This is a genomic window from Aeromonas veronii (genome assembly GCA_041319085.1).
In the GTDB taxonomy this organism is placed as follows: Bacteria; Pseudomonadota; Gammaproteobacteria; order Enterobacterales; family Aeromonadaceae; genus Aeromonas; species Aeromonas veronii_F.
This window is the reverse complement of record CP101033.1, coordinates 1,643,833-1,656,799: the sequence shown is the minus strand read 5'-3', so window position 1 is coordinate 1,656,799 and position 12,967 is coordinate 1,643,833. Positions and strand designations below refer to the sequence as shown.

General features: G+C 59.6%; 11 protein-coding genes and 1 tRNA gene. 3 read left to right on the top strand and 9 right to left on the bottom strand.

The window, feature by feature from the left end:
• Positions 1-33: 33 nt before the first annotated feature.
• Positions 34-873, top strand: a complete 840-nt coding sequence (locus tag NMD14_07985; protein XEI34316.1) for a sterol desaturase family protein — start codon at positions 34-36, stop codon at positions 871-873.
• 83 nt (positions 874-956) lie between these two features.
• On the opposite strand, the gene NMD14_07980 is transcribed toward NMD14_07985, so the two are convergent.
• The 9 genes from NMD14_07980 to tadA all read right to left on the bottom strand — a co-directional run bounded on the left by NMD14_07980 (position 957) and on the right by tadA (position 12,075).
• Positions 957-2,372 carry a basic amino acid/polyamine antiporter gene (locus NMD14_07980; GenBank protein XEI34315.1) on the bottom strand — a complete coding sequence of 472 codons (1,416 nt, stop codon included), beginning with the start codon at positions 2,370-2,372 and terminating at the stop codon, positions 957-959.
• 9 nt (positions 2,373-2,381) lie between these two features.
• Positions 2,382-3,284, bottom strand: coding sequence for a homocysteine S-methyltransferase family protein (locus NMD14_07975; GenBank protein XEI34314.1), 903 nt, complete (start codon positions 3,282-3,284; stop codon positions 2,382-2,384).
• A gap of 294 nt (positions 3,285-3,578) precedes the next feature.
• Positions 3,579-4,121 carry a hypothetical protein gene (locus NMD14_07970; GenBank protein ID XEI34313.1) on the bottom strand — a complete coding sequence of 181 codons (543 nt, stop codon included), beginning with the start codon at positions 4,119-4,121 and terminating at the stop codon, positions 3,579-3,581.
• A gap of 19 nt (positions 4,122-4,140) precedes the next feature.
• Positions 4,141-5,460 (bottom strand): hemolysin family protein, encoded by a 1,320-nt coding sequence (locus NMD14_07965; GenBank protein ID XEI34312.1) that lies wholly within the window; start codon positions 5,458-5,460, stop codon positions 4,141-4,143.
• Between the two features lie 192 nt (positions 5,461-5,652).
• Positions 5,653-6,363: a phosphate signaling complex protein PhoU gene (gene phoU, locus NMD14_07960; protein XEI34311.1), complete on the bottom strand. Its 711-nt coding sequence runs from the start codon at positions 6,361-6,363 to the stop codon at positions 5,653-5,655.
• 84 nt (positions 6,364-6,447) lie between these two features.
• On the bottom strand, positions 6,448-7,266 hold the full coding sequence (pstB, locus tag NMD14_07955) for a phosphate ABC transporter ATP-binding protein PstB (GenBank protein ID XEI34310.1): 819 nt from the start codon (positions 7,264-7,266) through the stop codon (positions 6,448-6,450).
• A gap of 133 nt (positions 7,267-7,399) precedes the next feature.
• Positions 7,400-9,049 carry a phosphate ABC transporter permease PstA gene (gene pstA, locus NMD14_07950; protein ID XEI34309.1) on the bottom strand — a complete coding sequence of 550 codons (1,650 nt, stop codon included), beginning with the start codon at positions 9,047-9,049 and terminating at the stop codon, positions 7,400-7,402.
• A 32-nt stretch (positions 9,050-9,081) separates the two neighbouring features.
• Entirely contained in the window at positions 9,082-11,319 is a 2,238-nt protein-coding gene (locus tag NMD14_07945; protein ID XEI34308.1) for an ABC transporter permease subunit, read from the bottom strand.
• A gap of 204 nt (positions 11,320-11,523) precedes the next feature.
• Complete coding sequence (gene tadA, locus NMD14_07940) at positions 11,524-12,075, bottom strand: tRNA adenosine(34) deaminase TadA (protein ID XEI34307.1); 552 nt, start codon at positions 12,073-12,075, stop codon at positions 11,524-11,526.
• A gap of 255 nt (positions 12,076-12,330) precedes the next feature.
• Here tadA and NMD14_07935 point away from each other — a divergent pair.
• Together NMD14_07935 and NMD14_07930 are read left to right on the top strand one after the other, a co-directional pair.
• Positions 12,331-12,407 (top strand) — tRNA-Pro (locus NMD14_07935).
• 223 nt (positions 12,408-12,630) lie between these two features.
• The gene (locus NMD14_07930; protein XEI34306.1) at positions 12,631-12,771 is read left to right on the top strand and encodes a hypothetical protein; all 141 of its coding nucleotides are present in this window, start codon (positions 12,631-12,633) and stop codon (positions 12,769-12,771) included.
• The last annotated feature ends 196 nt before the right edge of the window (positions 12,772-12,967 follow it).

Here is a 12,967-nt window from a genome sequence, read left to right as displayed (position 1 = left end):
CTGTAATCCAACTGGTCCAACCGGATGGCTCACATGGATGTGCAACTACTTCTGCTCTACCTCTCCCCGGTTTTTCTGGCCTTTATCGGCTGGGAGATGCTCTACCTGCGCAAACATGGCGCCGCCTTTCCCACTGCCACCTACCAGTGGCGGGATCTGTTCGCCAACGCCGCGCTGGCCCTGATGCATCAGGGGGGCGATGCGCTGGCGGCCATCGCCATCGTTTATCTGTATGACACCCTCTGGGGCTGGCGGCTGTTCGATATCGAGCTCACCTTCTGGAGCGTGCTGCTGCTGTTCCTGTTGCAGGATCTCTGCTACTGGCTGTTCCACTTCACCAGCCACCATGTGCGCTGGCTATGGGCCTCCCATGTAGTGCACCACAGCTCGGAGCGGCTCAACCTCTCCACCGCCTTTCGCCAGAGCCTGATGTATCCCATCTCCGGCATGTGGCTATTCTGGATCCCGATGATTGTCATCGGCTTCCCACCCGAGGCAGTGGTCGCCACCGTGCTGCTGAGCCTGGGCTTTCAGTTCTTCGTCCACACCCAGGTGGTGGGCAAACTCGGCCGGCTTGAGTGGATCTTCAACACCCCCTCCCACCACAGGGTGCACCACGCCAGCAACGCCAAATACATAGACCGCAACTTTGCCGGCGTGCTGATTATCTGGGATCGGCTGTTTGGCACCTTTGTCGAGGAAGATCCGGCCGAACCGTGTCGCTTTGGCATCACCAAGCCGATCCACAGCTTCAACCCCCTCACTCTCACCTTCCACGAGTGGCGCGACATGCTGCGCGACGCCCGTGACCAGCCCTGGCGACAAAAACTCGCCGTGCTGTTTGGCAAACCGGCCGGGCCAACGAGCCGTTGAGCCCTCGCCTCGAATAGCAACTCCCTGAAAACAAGAGAGCGCCACGGTGGCGCTCTCTTTGATGGTCAGTCACATCTTCGATATCAGAGATGGGCGAACGACCAGACGGCGGGGATCAGACTCAGCAAGGTGACGGCGGCCAACAGTCGCTCGCGACCGCTCAGGCAAAGATCTGTGCCCAGCTGACGGCGGCTGTAGAGAAACAGCAGCAGACCCGGCCCGTAGAGCAACAGCGACAGCAACAGATACTCTACCCCGGCAGCATAAAGCAGCCAGAAGCCGTAACCGCTCGACACCAGCGCCACCGCCCGCATCAAGCCCCGACCCTGCCCGCCCTCACCCTTCCTGCTGAACGAGAGCTTGAGCAGAAACAGACCGATCAGCAGGTAGGGCACCAGGATCATCGAGGTCGAGATAAGCAGCAGGCTGGTATAGCCCTTGCCGAGCAACCACACCAGCAGCAAGCATGTTTGTACCGTCAGGCTGGTGAGCCAGAGCGAGGCGATAGGCGTCCCGTTGCGGTTCTGGCGCCGGAAGATGGCAGGAAACGCGCCATGTCTGGCCGCGCTAAACGGCACCTCGGCCGAGAACAGCGTCCAGCTAACATACGAGGCGAGCACAGAGACGATAAGGCCGACGCTGATCAGCAGCTTGCCCCAGGATCCGGTCATCTGGGCCATCAGCCCCGCCATAGAGGGATTGGGCAGTGCCGCCAGTTCGGGGCGACTCAAGATCCCCAGCGCCAGCACCGAGATAAGCACATAGAGCAGCAGTGCCAACACGACCCCAAGCACGGTGGCCGTACCCACATCCCGCCGGTTTCTGGCGCGAGCCGAGAGCACCGCTGCCCCCTCGATGCCGGTAAAGACCCAGAGGGTGATCAACATGGTGTTGCGCACCTGCTCGGAGACCGGCACCGCCAACGTGCTGCCCTGCTGATCCGCCGCGAAGGTGACCGGGTCGAACCAGTAACAGGCAAACAGGATAAACAGCAGCAGTGGCAGGCTCTTGGCCAGGGTGGCCACCAGATTGAACAGCGCCGCCTGCTGCACGCCACGGGCTACCAGCAGATGCACCGCCCAAAGGATGCAGGACTCGCCGACAAAAGCCGCCAACGTATTGCCGTCACCAAACCAGATCTGCTCGGGGGTATCGACAAAGCTGCCCAGCGCCGCAAACGCGATCACCAGATAACCTACCACACCGATGGTGGCGCAGAGCCAATAGCCCCAGGCGGAGAAGAAGCCCACCAGATCGCCAAAACCGGCGCGGGCATAGCTATAGATACCGCCGTCAAGATCCGGCCTGAGCCGCGACAGATAGAGAAAACTCATGGCGAGCGCCAGGATGCCCACCCCGGTTACGCCCCAGCCGATCAGCACGGCGCGCGCTCCCGCCACCTCGGCCATGTTCTGGGGCAGGCTGAAAATTCCCGCCCCCACCATGGAGCTGAACACCAGCGCGGTGAGGGACAAGAGCCCAATCTTGCTCTCTTTCATGGGTGCTCCTTAGCGCAACCGGCTGCTCAGCGCCTGAATATGCTCGGGACCGATGCCGCAGCAACCGCCGATCAGATCCGCGCCGGCTACGCGCCAACGCTCTGCCCAGCCAAGGTAATCCAGCGGCCCCAGATCGCCGCGGATCTCGTCCAGCCCGTCATTGGCGGTCGCCTCTTTCGGTTGCGGCGGGAAGGCGTTGGCATAGGCACCGAGGCGTATGTCAGCGCGACCCAGCGCTTGCAATCTGGCGCGAGCAACCTCGAGGGCTCCCTCAATCACCTCGGGCTGACAGCAGTTGAACAGGATGGCATCGACCCCGGCCGCCACCAGCGCGGTCACCGCATCGGCCACCCGCTCGCCGGAACGCAGCGTGGGCTCGTTGCCCGGCGCCTCATCTTCCAGCGTGAAAGAGACCCAGAACGGCTTGCCATCGTCAGGCAGCAGCGCTTTCAGGGCCAGTGGCTCGGCAATCAGGCTCATGGTCTCGGCCAGCCAGATATCCACACAAGGGGATAGCGCCCGGATAAGCGGCGTAGCCAGCTCGCTCACCCTGTCCGCCTTGAACAGATCGGCACGGTAAGAGCCAAACAGCGGCGGCAGCGAACCCGCCACCTGCACGGCGCCCTTCTGCTCGTCAGCCACCTCGCGGGCCAGTTGGCCAGCCAGCGCCGCCAGCCCCTCCCCTTCGGCAAAGAAACGTTCATCGCCGATATGAAAAGGCACCAGCGCATAGCTGTTGGTGGTGATGACCCGGGCTCCGCTCGCCACATAGGCCTGATGCACCTCACGCACCGTCTCAGGCGCCTCAATCAAGGCCAGCGCCGACCATTCGGGCTGACGAAACGGTGCCCCCCGCCGTGCCAGCTCGCGCCCCATGCCCCCATCCAGCACCCACAATTCCCTGGTTTCCATCTGTCGTGTCTCTTTGTTATGTGCGTTGTTTATTTGCGTATTTATCTGTTTGTCTTGTTGATCTGCGGTTTTGCGTCGAATCGCTGCTGATCGTCCGGCTTCATCCCGGTGAAGTCCTGTTATTATTCAGCCATAAAAACATATGGATGTTTAGATGGCTAAAACAGAATAAAACAAAGCGCCACGGGCGGCAATCAGTATCAGCAGAAATCAGCGTGCAAACGGCGAGGCAAACGCAGAAATGCAAGAGGCCACCCGAAGGTGGCCTCATCACAATCTTGATCCGCTGGCGACTTAACGCCCGGCCAGCACTCGCTTGATCTGTTTGACCCAGTCGGAAACCCGCCCCTGCTGCGGCAAGCCACGCCAGATCTGCTCCCACTGGGCAGGGCTGAGCGGACGACCGAGGCGACGTTGCACCCCCGCATAGAGGTAGTCATGGGCCGTGGTGGCCGCATGGCTGGAGGTGAGGAATTTGGAGACCGGATCGGTCAACCGCACATCCCGCATGCCGAGCAGCGGATAGTCGTTGTGCACCGCCGCCAGCATGGTCTCGCGCATGGCGGACTCGATGTAGCCACGGGCAAACAGGGCAGTCACCGACTCCAGCGACCCCTGATCCGGGCCGTGGTACTGCTCGTCAAAGACCGGGCTTGGCTCTGCCATGCCGCTTTGCACCACCGCATCGGGATCCGGCTGCGGCACGACCACGGCAGGCTTGGGGGCAACCGGCTTGGCTGCCACTGTGGCTTTGCGCGGCGCACTCTGACTACAGGCACCCAGTGCCAGGGCGAGCGCGACACTGGCCAACGCACGGGAATGAGACTGCATCTTCATGATTGCTAATGAGCTCCTTTTACGATTCTAGAGCGGGTTTTTCGGCCGGCGTGGGCTCTACCCGGGTAACCAGCAGTTGGTCAATCTTGTAGCTGTCGATGTCCACCACTTCGAATTTGTAACCGGCGTATTTGACTGAATCAGTGCGCTTGGGGATCTTGCGCAGCATATACATGATAAAGCCGGCGATGGTCTCGTAGTTCTGGTTTTCCGGGAACTCTTCGATATCGAAGGCGCGCATCACGTCAGAGATGGGGGTCACCCCGTCCACCAACCAGGAGTTCTCGTCGCGCTGGACGATCTGCTCTTCCACCACGTGGGTCGCCCACTCGCCCATCACGGTACTCATCAGGTCGTTCATGGTGACAATACCCACCACCAGCGCGTACTCGTTCATCACCACGGCAAAGTCGCCACGATGATTCTTGAAGTACTCCATCGCCTCATAGAGGTTGAGGGTGTCGGGGATGATGATGACGTTCTGCACCAGATTGCCGCCGATAAGGTCGATGCTCTGGCCGCCGATAACGCGGATCAACAGCTCTTTGGCATCGACAAAGCCCTTGATGCTGTCGAGGTTGTGGTCACAGACCAGAAACTTGTTGTGGGGATGCTCGGCGATCTTGGCTTTGATGCTCTCTTCACTCTCTTGCAGGGTGAAGTAGATGAGGCTCTCGCGGGCCGTCATGGCGGAGGTGACGCCAAGGGACTGCAGCTCGAACACGTTCTCGATGAGTTGGTGCTCCTCACGCTGGATAACCCCCGCCTCGGCGCCGGCATCCATCACCGCATAGATGTCGTCGGAGGTGATCTCGTCGTTACGCACCGTGGAGATGCGCATCAGGCGGAACAGGGAGTTGGCCAACCCGTTGAAGACCCACACCAGCGGCATCAACACGGTGACGAAGAAGAGCATGGGGCGCACCACCACCACGGCAATCTGCTCGGGCATGGTCATGGCCAGACGCTTGGGCATCAGATCGGCGATCAGGATAAACATACCGGTGACAAACACGAAGGAGCCACCGGAGCTGATCTCGCCAAGCCAGGGGCCCTGGTAGAACTGGGAGACAATCCCCTTGATGGCGGGGTTAAGCGCTGACTCGCCCAAAATACCACCCAAAATGGCGACGGTGTTGAGGCCAATCTGCACCACGGTGAAGAAGTTGCCCGGCTGGGCCTGCAGGGCCAGCACCTTTTCGGCCTGGCGATTACCTTCATCCGCCATCACCTGCAATTTGATTTTGCGAGATGCGGCGAGAGAGATCTCGGAGAGGGAGAAAAACACACTGCCGCCAACCAGCAGCATTAAAAAGAACAAACTATCGGCAAAACTCATGATTAACCTATTGCTACACCCGTCTTAGCACAAGACGGCAAACTGGGCCCGGGAGACCGGACCGTGAGTCCATCCGGGACTCACACAGGGGGCATATTCTAGCAGAAAAGCGCCGATCGGGTGGCGATATCTTGCACTGACCGAAAAGGCAACAAAAAAGGCGCTCAAAGCGCCTTTTTATTCATCTCAGACTCACCCTTTACCGAGCAAGGTGCCCAGATCATCCGCCTTGGTATGGCGCACATCCTTGCCTTTCACGTAGTAGACGATGTACTCGCAGATATGCTGGCAGCGATCGCCGACCCGCTCGATGGCCCGCGCCGCCCACAGCACGTTGAGCACCTGGGGGATGGTGCGCGGATCTTCCATCATGTAGGTCATCAGCTCGCGGATGATCGACTCGTACTCCCGGTCTACCTTGTCATCTTCCTTGTAGACCGCCAGCGCCGCATCCAGATCCATACGGGCGAAGGCATCGAGCACATCGTGCAGCATCTTGATGGTGCGACGGCCCATGTTCTCCAGCGACACCAGCGGCGGCTGCGGCTTGTTGGCGTTGTCGGTCAGCATGCGGGCGATCTTGTCCGCCACGTCGCCAATGCGCTCCAGATCGGTGATGGTCTTGATAATGGCCATTACCAGTCGCAGGTCGGAGGCTGTCGGCTGACGCTTGGCGATGATGCGAGTGCACTCCTCGTCGATCGCCACTTCCATGGCGTTGACCTTGTGGTCGTTGGCCACGATCTTGCGCGCTGCATCGAGATCCTGATCGTGGATCGCCGCGATGGCGTCGGTGAGCTGCTGCTCCACCAGACCGCCCATCACCAGTACCTGGTTGCGCACGCTCTCTAGCTCGGCATTGAACTGACCGGAGATGTGTTTATTGAGGTTCATATTGTCCATACAAATAATCCTTGATGCTCCGAGTATGCCCTAGTCGTGGAACCGACTGCCAATCTGTTTGCTGAGGTTCATCCTCTTCTCTCCTTAGCCGTAACGACCGGTGATGTAGTCTTCGGTCTTCTTCTTGGCCGGGGTGGTGAAGATGGTGTTGGTATCCGAGTACTCGATAAGCTCGCCCATATACATGAAGGCGGTCTGATCCGACACCCGTGCCGCCTGCTGCATGTTGTGGGTCACGATCACCACGGTGAACTGGCTCTTGAGCTCGTTGATCAGCTCCTCGATGGTGAGGGTGGAGATGGGGTCGAGCGCCGAGGTCGGTTCATCGAGCAGCAACACTTCCGGCTCGATGGCGATGGCACGGGCAATCACCAGACGTTGCTGCTGACCACCGGAGAGACCGAAGGCGTTGTCGTGCAGACGATCCTTCACCTCGTCCCACAGGGCCGCACCGCGCAGGGAGCGCTCGGCGGCTTCATCCAGCGTGCGACGATCGTTGATCCCCTGCAGCCGCAGACCATAGACCACGTTCTCGTAGATGGACTTGGGGAACGGGTTCGGGCGCTGGAACACCATGCCCACCTGACGGCGCAGGGCGGAAACATCGACGCTCTTGTCATAGATGTTGTGGCCGTGCAGCTGGATCTCCCCCTCGATGCGGCAGATCTCCACCAGATCGTTCATCCGGTTGATGCAGCGCAGCAGGGTCGATTTACCGCAACCGGACGGGCCGATAAAGGCGGTCACCTGCCCTTTGGGGATCTTCATGTTGACGTTGAACAGCGCCTGCTTGCTGCCGTAGTACAGGTTGAGATCCTTCACCTCCAGCGCGGTCTGCTCCGGGGTCAGGTTGAGCAGGTCCAGCGCGGTGTGCTGGGTAGACGTGGTCGTTACGTTGATCATCTGTTACCTCAAAATCTATCTGGAGTGGCCGGACAGCTGCCGGCGCCCCTCACGTATTGGTGCAGAGAGATGGCGGCTCGCGCTCGGCCGCCCCTCTGTTATCTCACTCTTGTATCACTCATGCGGCGCCGGATTAATGCTCCAGCGACCGGAATTTCTCGCGCAAGTGGTTACGAATACCGATAGCGGTCAGGTTCAGGCCCACGATCACCGTCACCAGCAGGAAGGAGGTGGCGTAGACCAGCGGGCGGGCCGCCTCGACGTTGGGGCTCTGGAAGCCGACGTCATAGATGTGGAAGCCCAGGTGCATGAACTTGCGCTCCACATGCAGATACGGGAAGTTGCCATCCATCGGCAGGGTCGGTGCCAGTTTTACCACCCCCACCAGCATCAGCGGCGCCACTTCACCGGCTGCACGGGCAATTGCCAGAATAAGGCCGGTCATGATGGCCGGGCTCGCCATCGGCAGCACGATGCGCCACAGGGTCTCGGCCTGGGTGGCACCCAGTGCCAGCGAGCCCTGACGGATGGTGCTCGGGATCCGAGCCAGCCCCTCTTCGGTGGAGACAATCACCACCGGCAGGGTCAGGATGGCCAGCGTCAGCGCCGACCAGATCACGCCAGGTGAGCCAAAGGTCGGACTCGGCAGCGCTTCCGGGTAGAACAGCTGATCCAGCGAACCACCGAGTGTGTAGACGAAGAAGCCCAGACCAAACACGCCGTAGACGATGGAAGGCACGCCCGCCAGGTTGATCACCGCGATGCGGATGATCTTGGTCAGGCTGTTCTTGCCCGCATACTCGTGCAGGTAGACTGCCGCCACCACCCCCAGCGGGGTCACGATGATCGCCATCAGGAACACCATGAACACGGTGCCGAAGATGGCCGGGAACACCCCGCCCTCGGTGTTGGCTTCACGGGGATCGTCAGAGACGAACTTGCCGATCTGGTGGAACCAGTGACCCACCTTGGCCAGCAGACTCATGTCGTTGGGCCATACCACATCCAGTACCTTGGACATCGGCATGGTCACCAGCTCGCCACGCATATCCCGGACTGTGATGGCGTCGCGATCGGCCTGACTGCGCAGGGAGAACAGCTCTTTTTCCAGCACCTGATAACGATCGTTGAGGGCCTGACGCTCGCTGGCCAGTTCGGCTTTGAGCTGCTCGGTCAGCTTGTCATCCAGCTCGGCCTTGCGCTCTTTCAGGCGCAGCCGCTCCAGTTGATAGTTGATGCTGCCGATGTCCCCTTTTTGCAGATCGTTGGCCTGTTCGGAGAGGGCATTGGCTCGCGCCAGCACCCGCTGCAGGGCAGGATGCAGATCAGAGGTGAGCTCGCGGCCATCCTCTTTCACCCCGACGATATAGCCATAGAAGTTGCCGTTGGTGGCACGCTCAACCATGGCCAGCTCGGCTGGCTGGCTCTGGGACTTGATGTCGGTCTCCAGCACCCAGCGAAAATCGAGGTCAACGAACTCACGGTTGCCGGTCTTGACCAGATAGCGGGTCAGCAGCTCGCGCTCTTCCCCTTCCAGCGGCAGACCTGCGGCGCGCAGTCGCTCCACCGGTACCTGCTCGCGATCGTTGATCTCGCCGATCAGTACGCTCTTGTTGCCGCTGGCATCTTCCAGCTGCCACTCATAGATGGGGTGCGGCCAGAAGTAGACCAGACCACGCCAGCCGATCAGCAGCAGCAGACCCAGTACCGCCACCAGACTCAGGCTGACGGCACCGCCGGTCATCCAGATCCAGGGGGCCCCTGATTTAAACCACTTACCCATTGTCGATTCCTTGTCCATTACAGAGTCGCCCCTTACATCGAGCTGTATTTTTCACGCAACCGCTGACGGACAAACTCGGCCAGGGTGTTGAACAAAAAGGTGAACACAAACAGGACGAAGGCCGCGAGGAACAGTACCCGATAGTGGGAGCTGCCCACTTCCGATTCCGGCATCTCCACCGCGATGTTGGCGGCGAGGGTGCGCAGCCCCTGGAACATGGAGAAGTCCATGATGGGGGTGTTGCCGGTAGCCATCAGCACGATCATGGTCTCGCCCACGGCGCGGCCAAGGCCCATCATCACCGCAGAGAAGATGCCCGGGCTGGCAGTGAGGATTACCACCCGGCTCAGGGTCTGCCACGGGGTGGCCCCCAGCGCCAGCGAGCCCTGGGTCAGGTGCTTGGGCACCGAGAAGACCGCATCTTCAGCGATGGAGAAGATGGTGGGGATGACCGCAAAGCCCATGGCGATACCGACCACCAGCGAGTTGCGCTGGTCAAACTTGATGCCCATTTCGTGGGTCAGCCAGATGCGCGAATCACCGTGCATAAAGGCATTCTCGATGAGCGGGCTCAGGGCGAAGGCCCCCCAGCCAATCAGCAGCAGCACCGGGATCAGCAGGATGGCGTGCCACCCCTCCGGCAGCCAGGACTTGCCCCGCTCCGGCAGATAGTTCCAGAGCAGCGCAGTCAGTAGCATCCCCATCGGCAGCAGCACCAGCAGCAGGATCACCCCTGGCAGCGCCCCCTCGATGATGGGCGCCAGCCACAGACCCGCCAGGAAGCCCAGGATAACGGTCGGCAGCGCCGCCATGATCTCGACCGTCGGCTTGACGTATTTGCGCAGCCCCGCCGACATGAAGTAGGCGGTATAGATGGCACCGGCCACGCCGAGCGGCACAGCAAACACCATGGCGTAAAAAGAGGCTTTCAGCGTACCGAATACCAGCGGCACCAAACTCAGCTTGGCTTCAAAGTCGTTGCTGGCGGAGGTGGATTGCCACACATACTGGGGCTCCGGATACCCTTCGTACCACACCTGTTGCCAGAGGGCAGACCAGGTCACTTCGGGGTGTTCGTTCTCTACCGAGAAGAGCTTGAAGGTATTCCCTTGCTGCATCAGCAACAGGTTGTGACGGGGGGAGATGGCCAGGGCAGAGAGTTCGCCCCCTTCTACCGTCTCGGTCAGCAGCTTGGTCTCGCCGGTGGCGTGGAAGAAGCTGATGATGCCGTCCTTGTCGGCACTGATGAAGCCTTTGCGAAAGTGCTCGGGAGTCAGCAGATCTACCGCGCCATCGCCCTTGAAGTTACGAATTTGGGTGAACTGGCGTTTGCCATCCTTCGCCACTTCGAACCACTGGGAAATCACGCCGTTGTCATTACCCACCAGCAGCGAAGAGGCGCCGGAGAGCAGCTGAACACGGGTCACGTTGGCGTTGGAGGCATTGATCTCCAGCACGTTGCGCAGGGAGATGTCGCTCAGGTTATGAATGTCATAGACGGAGAGGCGATTGCCCTCGCGCACGAACAGGATCCGCAGATTGGGGGTCAGCAGCATCTGATCCACATGGCGCGGCAGGGAGGGAATCGTGTAGTTTTCACTGCTCCACTCAATCTCCCCGGAGATGAAGTTCTCCTCGCCGCTCATCACCGTCATCACGCCACGACCATCTTCGGTCACGGCGGCGGTCGCCATCTTGTCCTTGGTGGCTTCGAACACCATCAGCTGCAGCGCCTTCCCTTGCGGGTCGATCACCACCGGCTCTTCGCCGAAGGGATATTGCAGGCTGGGTTCAATCACCCGCACATCGTTGGGATAGGAGACCTTGAACGCTGGCTGGACGACCTGCGCTTTGCCATCGGCAAAGCCGTAGGCGATCAGCCGCTGGCCCGGTGCCGGGGTCGCCACCGTGGTGATGTCACCAGCAACCTGGGCCTGACCCAGTGACTGGCCAACCTTGATCTTGTCATCTCCCTGCACCGCAAAGAAGTTGACCTGCCCTTTATCGCTGAAGCGATAGCCGATCTCGTTCTGCTCTTCCACGCCGAGCCAGGCGGTCTTCCCTGCGGCGGGCAGGGTAAACGAGGCGGTCGGCTCCATGGAGGCGCCATTGAAGATGGGTTTCACCACATAGAGCAGATAAAAGAAGATAAGCAGCAGCGCCACCAGTACCAGGGCTCCGCCTGTGGTGACGCCATATTTGGCCAATTTATCCTTGATCCGGCGTTTTCTACTGCCCGCCATGACTAGGTTTAACGATTCCGATGACATGCAAGACCTCAATGTAAGCTAGGCTTGGCGGCATTATATGGCGGTTGCATGACAGTTTTGTTACATCGAGAACGCTTTAACCGAGGTTGTTAGCGGAAAAATGAGCGGGGGATATTTTGAAGGAATGTAATCGCAACACATTGTTTATAAAAAGATATTTATGAGGATAATCAACAAGGGCAGCCTGCGCTGCCCCCGATTGATTCAGGAAAGGGTATCGTTTGATTGTTGCAGCGCCAGTTTGGCTGCCTTTTTCTCGGCACGGCGGCGCTTGAAGAAGGCTGACAACTGGGCCGAGCAGGCATCGGCCAGCACGCCGCCGGTCAGCTCGACTCTGTGGTTGTGGCGCGGGTCCTGCAAGATCTCGAACACCGACCCCGCGGCACCGGTCTTGAGATCCCGGGCACCATAAACCACTCGCTTGATCCGGCTATGGATCAGCGCACCGGCACACATACAGCAGGGCTCCAGCGTCACATACAGGGTGGTGCCCGGCAGCCGGTAGTTCGCCAGCTGCTTGCCCGCAGCCCGGATCGCCATCACCTCGGCATGGGCACAGGCATCGTGTTCGCTGATGGAGCGGTTCCACCCCTCGCCCACCACCTGACCATCCAGCACCAGCACGGCACCGACCGGGATCTCGCCAATCCCTTCGGCCCGGGCGGCCAGTGCCATGGCATGGCGCATCCACTGTTCGTCCTGCTCGGTTTGACTCTGTGCCAGACTCGGTATTTCTGGGACCTCTGATGGTTTCACGCCCATCCCCTCTTTATATTGTTCAATTATGCTGTTTGCATTCCCGCTATCCATACCTGTCAAATGAATCCATAGATAGCAGGCATGATAGCTCGCGGTGACAGGGCGGCGATTATGCCAAATCTGCGCGTCAGACCCAAGCCGCATCCCGAGTGAGCAATAAAGAAGCAATCGGCATCTCTATGATAAAAAAGGAGTTGCACCCGTTTGGCCATACTATTAGACTTCCTCCCCGTCAGCCGAGTCTGACTCCGTCGGTGTGTAGCGCAGCCAGGTAGCGCATCTGCATGGGGTGTAGAGGGTCGGAGGTTCGAATCCTCTCACACCGACCATTTTCCCCGAGAATAGCCCAGTCAAACGACTGGGCTATTTTTTTGCCTCCGATTTATCCTCCTGACGCGGCCTGCCCATCAAGAACAAAAAACACTCAGAACCACTTGAATCTTTTTGCCGAACTCTTTAAGATGCGCACCTTTCCGCCGGTAGACGAAACAGGGAGGTGGAAACACCAGTGAAGGGATCACTGTCCGGCTTGCGTTCAACACAGGACCAGGCATGCACCAGACCACCGATGTCACACCCGCCAATGCGCTTTATTCCGTTCCTCACGACACCCCTTGCCATACCGAAAACGAAGATGAACAGGTCGTCCAGCTCGATGTGATCGATCTTGCCGAACCGGATGATGACTATTGAGCCCGGCCAGATGGCCGCTCAATCCCCGGCGCATCGCCTGTTCAACGCCCTTCGTTTCCCGCCCTTGGCGAGAAATCAGCAAAAAACGACAAACTGCTAATTCCATCGAGGATGGCAGTATTATTGACTGAAGCTTCTCCCCCTCCCTCCTCGGCATTCCCCCCGACAACTGATACAAACCTACGTTATTGCGCTT

Coding starts and splice junctions, on each gene's coding strand:
- NMD14_07985 (XEI34316.1), top strand. CDS start 34: ATGGATGTGCAACTACTTCTGCTCTACCTCTCCCCGGTTTTTCTGGCC.
- NMD14_07980 (XEI34315.1), bottom strand. CDS start 2,372: ATGAAAGAGAGCAAGATTGGGCTCTTGTCCCTCACCGCGCTGGTGTTC.
- NMD14_07975 (XEI34314.1), bottom strand. CDS start 3,284: ATGGAAACCAGGGAATTGTGGGTGCTGGATGGGGGCATGGGGCGCGAG.
- NMD14_07970 (XEI34313.1), bottom strand. CDS start 4,121: ATGAAGATGCAGTCTCATTCCCGTGCGTTGGCCAGTGTCGCGCTCGCC.
- NMD14_07965 (XEI34312.1), bottom strand. CDS start 5,460: ATGAGTTTTGCCGATAGTTTGTTCTTTTTAATGCTGCTGGTTGGCGGC.
- phoU (XEI34311.1), bottom strand. CDS start 6,363: ATGGACAATATGAACCTCAATAAACACATCTCCGGTCAGTTCAATGCC.
- pstB (XEI34310.1), bottom strand. CDS start 7,266: ATGATCAACGTAACGACCACGTCTACCCAGCACACCGCGCTGGACCTG.
- pstA (XEI34309.1), bottom strand. CDS start 9,049: ATGGGTAAGTGGTTTAAATCAGGGGCCCCCTGGATCTGGATGACCGGC.
- NMD14_07945 (XEI34308.1), bottom strand. CDS start 11,319: ATGTCATCGGAATCGTTAAACCTAGTCATGGCGGGCAGTAGAAAACGC.
- NMD14_07930 (XEI34306.1), top strand. CDS start 12,631: ATGCACCAGACCACCGATGTCACACCCGCCAATGCGCTTTATTCCGTT.